The organism is Citrobacter sp. CK185 (assembly GCF_030333565.1).
GTDB lineage: Bacteria > Pseudomonadota > Gammaproteobacteria > Enterobacterales > Enterobacteriaceae > Citrobacter_B > Citrobacter_B koseri.
Genome location: NZ_JAOWFR010000010.1, coordinates 97,813 through 112,350 on the forward strand (window position 1 = coordinate 97,813; position 14,538 = coordinate 112,350).

The following is a 14,538-nucleotide window of genomic DNA, read 5'->3' on the forward strand; positions in this document are numbered from 1 at the left end:
CAGACATTTTCATTGATTGCAGTAACTACACGGTAAATCAGGAAACAGGTACACAAAACGCAATAAACTGACGCAAAAAGTGTGACAAAGGCTACGTCACATAGCGGCGACGTGTATAATAAGCTCGTATGTAGGCTCTCTTTCGATAATCACATACATAAGATACTCATGGCTCAAGGCACGCTTTATATTGTTTCTGCCCCCAGTGGCGCGGGTAAATCCAGCCTGATTCAGGCGTTGTTAAAAACCCAACCGTTGTATGACACCCAGGTTTCTGTTTCACACACCACGCGCGCACCGCGTCCGGGTGAAGTGCATGGCGAGCATTATTTCTTTGTCGATCATCATGAGTTCAAAACCATGATTGGCAGAGATGCGTTTCTGGAGCACGCTGAAGTGTTTGGTAACTATTACGGCACATCGCGTGAAACCATTGAGCAAGTGCTGGCAACGGGTGTGGATGTTTTTCTGGATATCGACTGGCAGGGCGCGCAGCAAATTCGTGAGAAGATGCCGCAAGCACGCAGTATCTTTATTTTACCGCCGTCCAAAATTGAGCTGGACCGCCGCCTTCGCGGGCGCGGTCAGGATAGCGAAGAAGTAATCGCAAAACGTATGGCGCAAGCTGTTGCAGAAATGAGCCATTACGCCGAATATGATTACCTTATTGTGAATGATGATTTCGACACCGCCCTGGGCGATCTGAAAACCATTATTCGCGCCGAACGTCTGCGCATGAGCCGCCAAAAGCAGCGTCATGACGCTTTAATCAGCAAACTGTTGGCAGACTGAACCCACTTTCAGTATCATGCCCAGTCATTTCTTCACCTGTGGAGCATTTTAAATATGGCACGCGTAACTGTTCAGGACGCTGTAGAGAAAATTGGTAACCGTTTTGACCTGGTACTGGTCGCCGCGCGTCGCGCTCGTCAGATGCAGGTAGGCGGCAAGGACCCGCTTGTACCGGAAGAAAACGATAAAACTACCGTAATCGCGCTGCGCGAAATCGAAGAAGGTCTGATCAACAACCAGATCCTCGACGTCCGTGAGCGCCAGGAACAGCAAGAGCAGGAAGCCGCTGAATTACAAGCCGTTACCGCTATTGCTGAAGGCCGTCGTTAATCACAAAGCGGGTCGCCCTTGTATCTGTTTGAAAGCCTGAATCAACTGATTCAAAACTACCTGCCTGAAGACCAGATAAAACGTCTTCAGCAGGCGTATCTCGTTGCACGTGACGCTCACGAGGGTCAGACACGTTCAAGCGGTGAACCCTATATCACGCACCCGGTTGCGGTAGCCTGTATTCTGGCCGAGATGAAACTCGACTATGAAACGCTGATGGCTGCGCTGCTGCATGACGTGATTGAAGATACTCCTGCGACCTACCAGGACATGGAACAGCTTTTTGGTAAAAGCGTTGCAGAGCTGGTAGAAGGGGTATCCAAGCTTGATAAGCTTAAGTTCCGCGATAAGAAAGAAGCGCAGGCTGAAAACTTTCGCAAGATGATTATGGCGATGGTGCAGGATATCCGCGTCATTCTCATCAAACTTGCCGACCGCACTCACAACATGCGCACGCTGGGCTCATTACGCCCGGATAAACGTCGCCGCATCGCCCGTGAAACCCTTGAGATCTACAGTCCGCTGGCGCACCGTTTAGGTATTCATCACATTAAAACCGAGCTGGAAGAGCTGGGTTTTGAAGCGCTGTACCCAAACCGCTATCGCGTGATTAAAGAAGTGGTAAAAGCCGCTCGCGGCAACCGCAAAGAGATGATTCAAAAAATCCTCTCTGAGATCGAAGGGCGTTTGCAGGAAGCAGGCATTCCATGTCGCGTGAGCGGGCGTGAAAAGCATTTGTACTCTATCTACTGCAAAATGGTGCTCAAAGAGCAGCGTTTTCACTCCATCATGGACATCTACGCCTTTCGCGTGATCGTACATGATGCCGATACCTGCTATCGCGTACTCGGCCAGATGCACAGCCTGTATAAGCCGCGTCCGGGGCGCGTAAAAGACTATATCGCCATTCCAAAAGCGAACGGCTATCAGTCTTTACACACTTCGATGATCGGCCCGCACGGCGTTCCGGTTGAGGTACAGATCCGTACCGAAGACATGGACCAGATGGCGGAAATGGGGGTTGCGGCGCACTGGGCTTATAAAGAGCACGGTGAAACCAGCACCACCGCACAAATCCGCGCCCAGCGCTGGATGCAAAGCCTGCTGGAGCTGCAACAGAGCGCCGGTAGCTCGTTTGAATTTATCGAGAGCGTTAAATCCGATCTCTTCCCGGATGAGATTTACGTTTTCACACCGGAAGGGCGCATTGTTGAGCTGCCTGCCGGTGCCACGCCGGTCGACTTCGCCTATGCCGTACATACCGATATCGGTCATGCCTGCGTAGGCGCGCGCGTCGACAGGCAGCCATACCCGCTGTCACAGCCGCTCACCAGCGGTCAGACCGTCGAAATTATTACCGCCCCTGGCGCACGCCCGAATGCGGCATGGCTTAACTTTGTCGTCAGCTCAAAAGCTCGCGCCAAAATTCGCCAGTTGCTGAAGAACCTCAAGCGTGATGATTCCGTCAGCCTGGGGCGCCGTCTGCTCAACCATGCCCTCGGCGGCAGCCGTAAACTGGCTGAAATCCCGCAGGAGAACATCCAGCGCGAACTGGAGCGTATGAAGCTCGCAACGCTGGACGATCTGCTGGCGGAAATTGGTCTGGGCAATGCGATGAGCGTGGTGGTGGCGAAAAATCTTCAGCAAGGCGAAGCCGCCGCACCTGCCACAACGCAGTCCAATCATGGGCATTTGCCGATTAAAGGCGCGGATGGCGTGCTGATCACCTTTGCGAAGTGCTGCCGCCCGATTCCAGGCGACCCGATCATTGCGCACGTCAGCCCAGGTAAAGGGTTAGTGATCCACCATGAATCCTGCCGCAACATCCGTGGTTACCAGAAAGAGCCAGAGAAGTTTATGGCTGTGGAATGGGACAAAGAGACAGAGCAGGAGTTCATCACCGAAATTAAGGTGGATATGTTTAATCACCAGGGGGCGCTGGCCAACCTGACGGCGGCAATCAACACGACGACCTCCAATATTCAGAGTCTGAATACGGAAGAAAAGGATGGTCGCGTCTATAGCGCCTTTATTCGCCTCACCGCGCGTGACCGTGTTCATCTGGCGAATATCATGCGCAAAATCCGCGTGATGCCGGACGTGATAAAAGTCACCCGTAACCGAAACTAGTTTTATGAACTTACAGCGTTATGCGCGTATCTGCGAGATGCTCGCCAGGCGTCAGCCTGATCTGACGGTCTGCATGGAGCAGGTCCACAAACCTCATAATGTCTCGGCGATCATTCGCACCGCCGACGCAGTAGGCGTACACGAAGTTCACGCCGTCTGGCCGGGCAGCCGTATGCGCACCATGGCGTCGGCGGCAGCGGGCAGCAATAGCTGGGTACAGGTGAAAACCCACCGTACCATCGGCGATGCAGTCAGCCATTTGAAGGGCCGGGGCATGCAGGTTCTGGCGACTCATCTCTCTGATAAAGCGGTTGATTTCCGCGAAATCGATTACACGCGCCCAACCTGCATCCTGATGGGGCAGGAGAAAACCGGCATCACCCAGGAAGCCTTAGACCTGGCGGATCAGGACATCATCATCCCGATGATCGGCATGGTACAGTCACTTAACGTTTCCGTCGCTTCCGCTCTGATTCTCTACGAAGCGCAGCGCCAGCGGCAGAACGCAGGCATGTACCTGCGTGAAAACAGCATGCTGCCGGAAGACGAACAGCAGCGCCTGCTGTTTGAGGGTGGCTATCCGGTGCTGGCGAAAGTCGCTAAGCGCAAGGGCCTGCCCTACCCTCACGTAAACATGCAGGGTGAGATCGAGGCCGACGCCGCCTGGTGGTCCACGATGCAGGCGGCAGGGTAATCACATGAAAGGCCGTTTGCTGGATGCCATCCCGCTCAATTCCTTAACCGGCGTTGGCGCGGCACAAAGCAGCAAACTGGCGAAAATTGGCCTGCACACCGTGCAGGACCTCCTGTTGCACCTTCCCCTGCGTTATGAAGATCGCACCCATCTTTACCCGATTGGCGAACTGCTGCCGGGCATTTACGCCACTGTTGAAGGCGAAGTGCTGAACTGCAATATCACCTTCGGCGGTCGCAGGATGATGACCTGCCAGATTAGCGATGGCTCCGGCATTCTCACCATGCGCTTTTTCAACTTCAGCGCGGCAATGAAAAACAGCCTGGCGACCGGACGGCGCGTACTGGCCTATGGTGAAGCCAAACGCGGGAAGTACGGCGCGGAGATGATTCACCCTGAATACCGCGTGCAGGGCGATCTCAGCACGCCAGAGCTTCAGGAAACGCTCACGCCCGTTTATCCGACCACCGAAGGCATTAAGCAAGCCACGCTGCGTAAGCTCACCGACCAGGCGCTGGACCTGCTTGATACCTGCGCCATTGCCGAGCTTCTGCCGCCTGAACTTGCGCAAGGAATGACGAGCCTGCCGGAAGCCTTGCGCACGCTGCATCGCCCGCCACCGTCGTTACAGCTTAGCGATCTGAAAACCGGGCAGCATCCGGCGCAGCGACGCCTGATTCTGGAAGAACTACTGGCGCATAACCTGAGCATGCTGGCGCTGCGTGCCGGCGCGCAGCGTTTTCACGCCCAGCCGCTTAGCGCGAACGATTCACTGAAGAATCAGCTGCTGACCGCATTGCCGTTCAAACCAACGGGTGCGCAGGCGCGCGTAGTGGCGGAGATCGAACGTGACATGGCGCTCGATGTGCCAATGATGCGTCTGGTGCAGGGCGACGTCGGTTCCGGTAAAACGCTGGTCGCCGCACTGGCTGCGCTACGCGCCATTGCGCACGGCAAACAGGTGGCGTTGATGGCGCCGACAGAACTGCTGGCCGAGCAGCATGCCAGTAACTTCCGCAACTGGTTTGCACCGCTTGGTATTGAAGTGGGTTGGCTGGCAGGTAAACAGAAGGGGAAAGCGCGCCTGGCGCAGCAGGAAGCCATCGCCAGCGGGCAGGTACAGATGGTGGTCGGCACCCACGCGATTTTCCAGGAGCAGGTGCAATTTAACGGGCTGGCGCTGGTGATTATCGATGAACAGCACCGCTTCGGCGTCCATCAACGCCTGGCGCTGTGGGAAAAAGGTCAGCAGCAGGGGTTCCACCCGCATCAGTTAATCATGACCGCAACGCCGATCCCCCGCACCCTGGCAATGACCGCCTATGCCGATCTCGATACCTCCGTGATTGATGAGCTACCGCCGGGTCGCACACCTGTCACTACCGTTGCCATCCCGGACACCCGTCGTAGCGATATTATCGATCGCGTCCGCAATGCCTGTACCCAGGAAGGCCGCCAGGCATACTGGGTCTGTACGTTGATTGAAGAGTCAGATTTGTTAGAAGCCCAGGCTGCGGAAGCGACATGGGAAGAGCTCAGGCTCGCCTTACCGGAGTTGAAGATTGGTCTGGTTCATGGGCGGATGAAACCCGCAGAGAAGCAGGCGGTGATGGCGGCCTTTAAGCAAGGTGAGCTGCACCTGCTGGTCGCGACAACGGTGATTGAAGTCGGGGTGGATGTCCCCAACGCCAGCCTGATGATTATCGAAAACCCGGAACGGTTAGGTCTGGCACAATTACACCAGTTGCGTGGACGCGTGGGCCGTGGCGCGGTGGCCTCCCATTGCGTACTACTCTACAAATCACCGCTCTCGAAAACCGCACAGAAGCGCCTTCAGGTCTTACGGGACAGCAACGACGGCTTTGTGATTGCGCAAAAGGATTTAGAGATTCGCGGCCCCGGTGAACTGCTGGGCACGCGTCAGACGGGTAACGCCGAGTTCAAAGTGGCGGATTTGCTGCGCGATCAGGCCATTATCCCGGATGTTCAACGCATCGCCCGTCACATTCACGAACATTATCCGCAACAGGCAACCGCCCTGATTGAACGCTGGATGCCCGAAACCGAGCGTTATTCCAACGCCTGATAACCCCTTGCCCGAGACCGTTTGTAAAATTTATAAATGCAATCGTTTGCTTTTACCATCTGGTCAGATAAAATCACCGCTTTTCCACCATGGGATTGCCTCTGATGTCTGTTAACACCGTCGAGTCGGCAAATGCGCAACCGGTTGCGCAGACGCAAAACAGCGAACTGATTTACCGTCTTGAAGATCGCCCGCCGCTCCCTCAAACCCTGTTTGCCGCCTGTCAGCACCTGCTGGCAATGTTCGTCGCGGTCATCACGCCAGCGCTGTTAATCTGCCAGGCGCTCGGTTTACCGGCACAAGATACTCAACACATTATCAGTATGTCGCTGTTCGCCTCCGGTGTGGCCTCAATTATTCAAATCAAAGCATGGGGGCCGGTCGGTTCAGGGTTGTTATCTATTCAGGGCACCAGTTTTAACTTTGTCGCCCCGCTGATTATGGGCGGCACCGCGCTGAAAACCGGCGGAGCGGACGTCCCCACCATGATGGCAGCGCTATTCGGCACGCTGATGCTGGCAAGCTGCACTGAGATGGTTCTCTCCCGCATACTGCATCTGGCGCGCCGCATTATCACACCGCTGGTCTCCGGCGTGGTGGTGATGATTATCGGTCTGTCGCTGATCCAGGTGGGTTTAACATCCATTGGCGGCGGCTATGCCGCAATGAGCGACAACACCTTTGGCGCGCCCAAAAACCTGATGCTGGCAGGCGTCGTACTGGCGCTGATCATCCTGCTTAACCGCCAGCGCAACCCCTACCTGCGTGTGGCCTCGCTGGTGATCGCGATGGCGGCAGGCTATCTGCTGGCCTGGTTTATGGGGATGCTGCCGGAAAACACCACACCGGCAACACAAGACTTAATCATGGTGCCCACGCCGCTGTACTACGGTCTGGGCATTGACTGGAACCTGCTGCTGCCGCTGATGCTGGTCTTTATGATCACCTCACTGGAGACCATCGGCGATATCACCGCCACCTCCGATGTCTCCGAGCAGCCGGTCTCCGGGCCGCTGTATATGAAGCGCCTGAAAGGCGGCGTGCTGGCTAACGGCCTGAACTCCTTTGTTTCCGCCGTGTTCAATACCTTCCCCAACTCCTGTTTCGGGCAGAATAACGGCGTGATTCAGTTGACCGGCGTGGCCAGCCGTTATGTCGGCTTTGTGGTAGCGCTGATGCTGATCCTGCTCGGCCTGTTCCCGGCGGTAAGCGGCTTTGTGCAGCACATTCCTGAACCGGTGCTCGGCGGCGCCACGCTGGTGATGTTCGGCACCATCGCCGCTTCCGGCGTGCGTATCGTCTCCCGTGAGCCGCTGAACCGCCGCGCTATCCTGATTATCGCGCTGTCGCTGGCTGTCGGCCTGGGCGTTTCTCAGCAGCCGCTGATCCTGCAATTTGCGCCAGACTGGGTGAAAAACCTGCTCTCCTCCGGCATTGCCGCTGGGGGCATCACCGCTATCGTTCTGAACCTGATTTTCCCGCCAGAGAAGCCGTAAGCGAAATGCGGCGATGATCGACAATCATCGCCGCTGTAACGCTCTTTCACCATTCCCGCCTTGAGGATTGCGCGTAAATCGTGCATAACTCAGATGTGTGCACTTCGCGGGATGGAAGACCATGAAATTTATTGGAAAGCTGATTCTCTACATATTGATTGCCCTTTTGGTGGTGATCCTCGGCCTCTATTTTCTGCTGCAAACCCGCTGGGGCGCGGAGCATGTAAGCGCCTGGATATCAGAGAACAGCGGGTACAGCCTGACATTTGATGTCATGGATCACCGCTTTTCCGCACCGTCCCACGTTTTGCTTGAGAACGTCACGTTTGGCCGGGATGGCCAGCCCGCCACGTTAGTCGCGAAAACGGTGGATATCGGCCTGAGCAGTCGCCAGATAACCGATCCCCTGCACGTCGATGCCATCCTGTTGCAGGACGGCACGCTCAATATCTCCCCGCAGACCGCACCGCTTCCTGTTCAGGCTGACCGCCTGCAATTACAGAACATGGCGCTTAACAGCCCGGGCGGTGAGTGGAACCTGAGCGCTCAGCGCGTTAACGGCGGCGTGGTTCCCTGGCGTCCCGAAGCGGGCAAGGTATTGGGGAATAAGGCGCAGATCCAGCTCAGCGCCGGTTCACTCACGCTGAATGATGTTCCCGCGACCAACGTGCTGATTGAAGGCAGCATTGATAAGGAACAGGTAATCTTAAGCAACATTGGCGCAGACATTGCGCGCGGCGCCTTAACCGGCGTGGCGCGACGCAACGCGGACGGCAGTTGGGTGGTGGAAAATCTGCGTCTGAACGACATCCGGCTGCAAAGCGATAAATCGCTGACCGACTTTTTTGCCCCGCTTACCGCTATCCCGTCTCTGCAAATTGGCCGTCTTGAAGTGACCGATGCCCGCCTGCAAGGCCCGGACTGGGCAGTAACCGACCTCGATCTCAGTTTGCGCAACCTGACGTTCAGCAAAGATGACTGGCAGACGCAAGAAGGCAAACTATCGATGAATGCCAGCGAGTTCATCTACGGTTCTCTGCATTTCTTCGATCCCATTCTGAATGCCGAATTCTCACCGCAGGGCATTGCGCTACGCCAGTTCACGACCCGCTGGGAAGGCGGTATGGTCAGAACATCCGGCAACTGGCTGCGTAATGGCAAAGCGCTAATCCTCGACGATGCCGCCATTGCCGGGCTGGAATACACGCTGCCGGAAAACTGGAAGCAGCAGTGGATGAAACCTCTGCCTGGCTGGTTAAACAGCCTGACGCTGAAAAAATTCAGCGCCAGTCGCAACCTGGTGATTGATATCGACCCGGCTTTCCCGTGGCAGCTCACCGCGCTGGATGGTTATGGCGCAAATCTGGGACTGGTGCAGAACCATCAATGGGGCGTATGGAGTGGGAACGCAACGCTTAACGCGGCAGCCGCGACGTTTAACCGAGTAGACGTGCGTCGCCCCTCCCTGGCGCTGGCGGCAAACAGCAGCACAGTTAATATCAACGAACTGAGCGCATTTACGGAGAAGGGGCTGTTAGAAGCTACGGCCAGCGTTTCGCAACTCCCCCAGCGCCAGACAAAAGTCAGCCTGAACGGACGCGGCGTGCCAATGAACGTCTTGCAGCAATGGGGATGGCCTGCGCTGCCCATTTCCGGCGACGGCAACATCCAGCTTACCGCCAGCGGTAATATCCAGGCGGACGCCCCACTGAAGCCAACGGTAAACGGCCAGTTGCACGCGGTAAACGCCGATAAACAGCAGGTGACGCAAACAATGCGGGCAGGCGTTGTGTCAGGAGCGGAAGTCACGCAACCACAGCCTGCGCAATAGTGTGTTTTGCCCGGTGGCGCTACGCTTACCGGGCCTGTGACAGGTTTTCTCACGAAACGTCGCATGAACGTTATGTGTACTCATAATTCCCAAAAGATATGAAAACAGGTAACTCATGGATTTTGTGAAGGTTTATATGAAACCGATCATGGTAAGGCGAAAGGCTGATGAAAAAAGTGAGTGGGGGGATGTGGAAACCTTGAGAAAGTAGCTATAATGCGCCCCGCCTCCATGTAGCAATGTGGGCGCGGAAGATCGTCGTCTCCGGTGAGGCGGCTGGACTTCAAATCCAGTTGGGGCCGCCAGCGGTCCCGGGCAGGTTCGACTCCTGTGATCTTCCGCCAAAGTTCCTCACTCTCCCCTGGGTCTTAAGCCAATTCCCCAAACTCATTCCTTCATTGCGACCTGATCTTTAAACGCCCTCACCCATTATTAAGAAATCGATTATGGCTGTATCGTCCTGACGGCCTGGAGCGAACGGGAGAAAAGATTGCTCGGTGAGCTAAAAGAAGCACAACCGCAGTTAAAAGGGATTAAGGGCGCGCTGGCAGCGGCTCACTGATTCCCCTCGTTATATTACGCTTATCCGGCCTACACACTTTCCCGAAGGGAGAAAATCGTTATCCCGGAATATGACTCGCAAAATAAACGACCTGGACGTAATGAGCTTCAATATGGATCTCTGGCATACTAAGCGGATTACGGCACGGTGAGTCAGATTAAAGCGGAGGCGGCATGACGGATAAACACTTGACCCAATCCCCGGCAGGCGAATTTATTATGTTTGCCAGTGATGACGGTGAAGTGCGTGTTGAATGCCGCTTTGAGCAAGAGACACTGTGGCTACCTCAGGCAACCATTGCAAACCTTTATCAAATCACTCCCCAGGCTATAACGCAGCACATCAAAGCAATCTACGAAGAAGGCGAACTTGAACAAAACGCAACCTGTAAGTCTTACTTACAAGTTAAACAGGAAGGGAATCGTCAGGTAAGCCGCAATATGCTTCATTACAGCCTACCCGTCATTCTTGCCATCGGCTTTCGTGTCCGCTCCCCCCGAGGTACGCAATTTCGCCAGTGGGCAACCCAGACGCTTCAGGAATACCTGATCAAAGGTTTTGTGATGGACGATGAGCGGCTGAAAAACCCGCCCGTAGGAACATCGGCCGTTCCTGATTATTTCGATGAGATGCTCGAACGCATCCGCGATATTCGCGCCAGCGAACGTCGGGTTTATTTGCGAGTTAGAGAGATCTTTGCGTTGGCCGCCGACTATCAGCCCTCGCTTAAAGAGACAACGCAGTTTTTCCAAACCATCCAGAACAAATTGCATTTCGCCTGTACCGGCCATACGGCAGCTGAACTTATTTGTGAACGTGCTGACGCCAGGAAACCCCATATGGGGCTAACCAGCTATAAAGGCGAAGAGGTGCGTAAATGCGATGTAACAGTGGCAAAAAATTACCTCAACCAGGATGAAGTCAGCGAACTCAACCGTGTGGTCAACATGTGGCTGGATTTTGCCGAAGATCAGGCCCGGCGCCGTCAACAGGTGTTTCTGCGTGACTGGCAGGATAAGCTGGATCAGTTCCTGCAATTTAATGACCGGGAGGTTCTGCAAGGCGCAGGAAAGATCAGTAAGAAAACGGCAGAGGAAAAAGCACAGGCGGAATATATCCAGTTTGCAGAACAGCGACGGCGCTTAAAAGAAACTGAAGGAGAAAGGGACATTGCCAGTTTGCTACAGTGGAAAAAAGAGACCAAAAAGTAACGCTGCATAGTCTGTAGATAAGCCCGTAGCACGACAGAAGCTGAAAGAAATTAAAGACGCGCTGATTCCCCTCGTTATATTGTGCGCCGGATGGCGCTTACGCTTATCCGGCCTACAAACGGCAACGCGTATCGCCTTCACATCGGGGGGAGTTCCAGTCTTTCGCAGCGCGCTTTTACCGCTTCGTGCAGCAGGCGGACTGCCGTCGAAAGCTGTTTGCGGTGCGGGCAGATCATGTTCAGTGGGACTTTCTCTCCCTGATAATCTGGCATCAGGCGCTGCAATCGCCCGTCACGCACATCTTCAGAGACATCAAGCCAGGATTTATACGCCATCCCCTCTCCGGCGATAGCCAGCCGCCGGATAACTTCAGCATCGTCGCTCATCATGGTGCCGTTGACCTGTACGCTGCTGACGTCACCGTTGCGGATGAACGACCAGCGGTCATGCAGGCGTCCGCGCAACACGAACGTTAACGCATTCAGATGCGCTAAATCATCGGGATGACGCGGATCGCCGTGTTGCGCGACCCAGTCCGGCGAAGCCACCAGCACACGCCGGTTATCGGGGGAAACGGGCAGCGCGATGTAAGAAGCATCTTCCGTATTGCCGTAACGGAACGCGACATCAACCGGATCTTTAAATACATCGGCGACCTGATCGGAGAAAAACACCCGCAGGCGCAACGCAGGGTGGCGACGGCAAAACGACTGGAATACCGGGAGCAGTAAATTGCGCCCAAGATCGGAGGGCACGGCGATTTGCAGCGTACCGGAGATCTCATCTTCCGGCGTCTGAATTTTTTGCAGCCCGGCGTGCATCACCTCAAGCATCTGTCTGGCGTAGGGCAACCAGACCTCGCCTTCCGGCGTCAGCCGTAAGCTGCGGGTCGAGCGTGCGAACAGGCGAATGTTTAACGTAGACTCCAGCCGTTTGATGGCGGAACTGACCTGGGCAGGCTGTACCCCGGCTTCCCGCGCCGCATCGCTAAAACTGTTTAGCGCCGCCGCGCGAACAAACAACGTGAGATCTTCAAGCCGGAACATTTTCACTCCCCGAATATAAGTCCTGTCGTCGTGAGGCTATTTTTCCCGTTCTGCTGGCGGTTTACCATCGAATTATACAAACGATAAACCTGTTCCCACACCGGAGACGTTATGAAAGCCATCGCAATTACCCGCGCCGCGCCAGAAGGCAGCAATATTGAGTTTTTACAGGACATTGACCTCCCTGTTCCGGTCGCCGCCGGACATGACCTGCTGGTTGAGGTGAAAGCCATCTCTGTTAACCCGGTCGATACCAAAGTACGCGCGGGTTTTAACGCAGAGACCCCGCGCGTGCTGGGCTGGGATGCCACAGGCGTAGTGAAATCAGTCGGCGAGGCGGTGACATTGTTCGCACCGGGGGATGAAGTCTGGTATGCCGGCGCGTTGGGCCGTCCGGGAAGCAACAGCGAGTTCCAGCTTGTTGATGAGCGCATCGTCGCGTTGAAACCCAAAACGCTGGATAATGCCGCCGCCGCAGCGCTGCCGCTGACCTCGATCACCGCATGGGAAATGTTGTTTGACCGCCTCGGCGTTGAAGAAGGCGGCAACGAAGGGGATACGTTGCTGATTGTCGGCGCCGCAGGCGGCGTGGGCTCTATCCTGACGCAGCTGGCCCGCAAACTCACCCGACTGACGGTGATCGGCACCGCGTCGCGCCCGGAAAGCCAGAAATGGGTACGCGAAGCCGGTGCGCATCATGTCATCGACCATAGCAAACCGCTAACGGAAGAGCTGGCGCGGATCGGCATCAACGCAGTGACGCACGTCGCCAGCCTGACCCACACTGATAAGCATTACCCGCAGCTCATCGAAGCCCTGGCGCCGCAGGGTAAGCTGGCGCTGATAGACGATCCAGCAACGCTCGACGCACGACCGCTGAAAACAAAGAGTATTTCGCTGCACTGGGAGTTTATGTTTACCCGCTCAATGTTTGAAACCGACGACATGATCGCCCAGCATCAGCTACTGACCCGCGTGGCGCTGCTCATTGATGCTAAGGTGATTCACACCACGCTGGGCGAGCATTACGGAGCCATCAACGCGGCGAATATTCAGAAAGCGCACGCACAGCTTGAAACGGGCCGCTCCGTCGGCAAGATTGTGTTGGAAGGCTTCTGATAAGCCCCCCAGGGGCGAGAAAGTCGCCCCTGCTTTTTTTATGCGCCGCGTAAAACTATATGAACGGGTTGTCTCTTCCGGGACGAAATCGCTATGCTTGCCGCATCGCCCCTCTACCGCTAACGCCCATGATCAAAACGCTGCACATCGAAAACTACCGCTCGATTCGCCATCAGTCTCTGGAACTGGAACAGCTCAATATCGTCTTCGGCCCTAACGGCACCGGAAAGTCGAATATCTATAAGGCGATTCACCTGATGCACAGTGCGGCGCAGGGGCAGTTCTCACAGGCGCTGGCGAACGAAGGCGGTATTCTGAAGGTATTCTGGGCCGGGAAAACGCGCAGCGACCAGTTGCGGCGCATGACTCTGGCGGTAGAAACAGAAACCTATGAATACGAGTTACAGGTAGGGTTTGTCGAGAAGCTCCCCTACCCGTCGCAGTTCGATCTCGACCCGGTCATCAAAGAGGAGTCTGTCTGGTTGAGCGGGCACGCTCGCCGCCCCTCCTCACAGTTGATGAAACGTAAAAACCAGGTCGTATTCCTCAATAATATCCATCACGAGAAAGTCACCCACAGCGGCACGCTGTATGAGAACGAGTCGGTATTCGGCCAGTTGGGAGAGCCACACCTCTACCCGGAGGTGTCGCAGATGCGAGAAATGCTGCGCAACTGGCGCTTTTATCATGAGTTTTCAGTCTCGTCTGGTTCTGCGATTCGTGTTCCGCAGGTGGGATTCCGCTCACCGGTTCTGGCCAGCGACGGAGCAAACCTGGCGGCAGCGTTCCAGACAATCGTCGAGATTGGCGATGAACTGCTGCTGATGCGGATTCTCGATCGGGCATTTCCCGGTTGCGTGTTCTACAGCGATAACAGCGGCGGTCGCTTTCGCCTGATGATGAAACGCGAAGGGTTGACCCGTCCGCTGGAACCTGCGGAGTTCTCGGATGGCACGCTACGTTTCCTGTGCCTGGCCGTAGCGCTGTTAAGCCCGCGACCGCCAGCTTTTATCGCGCTCAACGAACCGGAAAACAGCCTGCATCCGCAGATGTTGCCCGCCCTCGCCCAACTGATCGCCGAAGCCAGCCGCCATTCGCAAATCTGGCTCACCAGTCATTCGCCTGAACTGGCCAATCTGATCGAGAAACATGCCGCGTTTTCGCTGTATCAACTGGCGATGGAGGACGGTGAAACACAGCTTACCCGACTGTCGTAAAAGTGGGCGATGCTAACGCCCGTC

General features: G+C 55.6%; 11 protein-coding genes and 1 tRNA gene. 11 read left to right on the top strand and 1 reads right to left on the bottom strand.

All coding sequences use genetic code 11. The features are described from left to right. The first annotated feature begins 168 nt into the window (after window positions 1-168). The 9 genes from gmk to OGV79_RS01740 all read left to right on the top strand — a co-directional run bounded on the left by gmk (window position 169) and on the right by OGV79_RS01740 (window position 11,132). Entirely contained in the window at window positions 169-792 is a 624-nt protein-coding gene (gmk, locus tag OGV79_RS01700) for a guanylate kinase (protein WP_012135783.1), read from the top strand. A gap of 54 nt (window positions 793-846) precedes the next feature. Beyond that, window positions 847-1,122, top strand: coding sequence for a DNA-directed RNA polymerase subunit omega (gene rpoZ, locus OGV79_RS01705; RefSeq protein WP_000135058.1), 276 nt, complete (start codon window positions 847-849; stop codon window positions 1,120-1,122). An 18-nt stretch (window positions 1,123-1,140) separates the two neighbouring features. Beyond that, window positions 1,141-3,252: a bifunctional GTP diphosphokinase/guanosine-3',5'-bis pyrophosphate 3'-pyrophosphohydrolase gene (gene spoT, locus OGV79_RS01710; protein ID WP_012135784.1), complete on the top strand. Its 2,112-nt coding sequence runs from the start codon at window positions 1,141-1,143 to the stop codon at window positions 3,250-3,252. A gap of 4 nt (window positions 3,253-3,256) precedes the next feature. Continuing rightward, window positions 3,257-3,946 (top strand): tRNA (guanosine(18)-2'-O)-methyltransferase TrmH, encoded by a 690-nt coding sequence (gene trmH, locus OGV79_RS01715; protein WP_049011031.1) that lies wholly within the window; start codon window positions 3,257-3,259, stop codon window positions 3,944-3,946. Between the two features lie 4 nt (window positions 3,947-3,950). Beyond that, window positions 3,951-6,032, top strand: a complete 2,082-nt coding sequence (gene recG / locus OGV79_RS01720) for an ATP-dependent DNA helicase RecG (RefSeq protein ID WP_286466842.1) — start codon at window positions 3,951-3,953, stop codon at window positions 6,030-6,032. Window positions 6,033-6,136: 104 nt separating this feature from the next. Beyond that, on the top strand, window positions 6,137-7,528 hold the full coding sequence (xanP, locus tag OGV79_RS01725) for a xanthine/proton symporter XanP (protein ID WP_024131065.1): 1,392 nt from the start codon (window positions 6,137-6,139) through the stop codon (window positions 7,526-7,528). 121 nt (window positions 7,529-7,649) lie between these two features. Next, entirely contained in the window at window positions 7,650-9,359 is a 1,710-nt protein-coding gene (locus OGV79_RS01730) for an AsmA family protein (protein ID WP_112001397.1), read from the top strand. Window positions 9,360-9,608: 249 nt separating this feature from the next. Then, window positions 9,609-9,703, top strand: a tRNA-Sec gene (locus tag OGV79_RS01735). Window positions 9,704-10,094: 391 nt separating this feature from the next. Beyond that, a complete protein-coding gene (locus OGV79_RS01740; protein WP_058668295.1) occupies window positions 10,095-11,132 on the top strand; it encodes a virulence RhuM family protein in 1,038 nt (345 codons plus the stop codon). A gap of 137 nt (window positions 11,133-11,269) precedes the next feature. Here the strand turns inward: OGV79_RS01740 and OGV79_RS01745 are convergent, their stop codons facing one another. Further along, a complete protein-coding gene (locus OGV79_RS01745; RefSeq protein WP_286466851.1) occupies window positions 11,270-12,178 on the bottom strand; it encodes a LysR family transcriptional regulator in 909 nt (302 codons plus the stop codon). Between the two features lie 111 nt (window positions 12,179-12,289). Between OGV79_RS01745 and OGV79_RS01750 the strand changes: the two genes are divergently transcribed. Both OGV79_RS01750 and OGV79_RS01755 read left to right on the top strand, forming a co-directional pair. Further along, window positions 12,290-13,297 (top strand): zinc-binding alcohol dehydrogenase family protein, encoded by a 1,008-nt coding sequence (locus tag OGV79_RS01750; RefSeq protein WP_286466858.1) that lies wholly within the window; start codon window positions 12,290-12,292, stop codon window positions 13,295-13,297. Between the two features lie 128 nt (window positions 13,298-13,425). Beyond that, the gene (locus tag OGV79_RS01755; protein ID WP_012135794.1) at window positions 13,426-14,514 is read left to right on the top strand and encodes an AAA family ATPase; all 1,089 of its coding nucleotides are present in this window, start codon (window positions 13,426-13,428) and stop codon (window positions 14,512-14,514) included. Window positions 14,515-14,538: the final 24 nt, after the last annotated feature.

Excerpts from the sequence above, each read along its gene's own strand:
- gmk (WP_012135783.1), top strand. The coding sequence starts at position 169 with ATGGCTCAAGGCACGCTTTATATTGTTTCTGCCCCCAGTGGCGCGGGT.
- rpoZ (WP_000135058.1), top strand. The coding sequence starts at position 847 with ATGGCACGCGTAACTGTTCAGGACGCTGTAGAGAAAATTGGTAACCGT.
- trmH (WP_049011031.1), top strand. The coding sequence starts at position 3,257 with ATGAACTTACAGCGTTATGCGCGTATCTGCGAGATGCTCGCCAGGCGT.
- recG (WP_286466842.1), top strand. The coding sequence starts at position 3,951 with ATGAAAGGCCGTTTGCTGGATGCCATCCCGCTCAATTCCTTAACCGGC.
- xanP (WP_024131065.1), top strand. The coding sequence starts at position 6,137 with ATGTCTGTTAACACCGTCGAGTCGGCAAATGCGCAACCGGTTGCGCAG.
- OGV79_RS01730 (WP_112001397.1), top strand. The coding sequence starts at position 7,650 with ATGAAATTTATTGGAAAGCTGATTCTCTACATATTGATTGCCCTTTTG.
- OGV79_RS01740 (WP_058668295.1), top strand. The coding sequence starts at position 10,095 with ATGACGGATAAACACTTGACCCAATCCCCGGCAGGCGAATTTATTATG.
- OGV79_RS01745 (WP_286466851.1), bottom strand. The coding sequence starts at position 12,178 with ATGTTCCGGCTTGAAGATCTCACGTTGTTTGTTCGCGCGGCGGCGCTA.
- OGV79_RS01750 (WP_286466858.1), top strand. The coding sequence starts at position 12,290 with ATGAAAGCCATCGCAATTACCCGCGCCGCGCCAGAAGGCAGCAATATT.
- OGV79_RS01755 (WP_012135794.1), top strand. The coding sequence starts at position 13,426 with ATGATCAAAACGCTGCACATCGAAAACTACCGCTCGATTCGCCATCAG.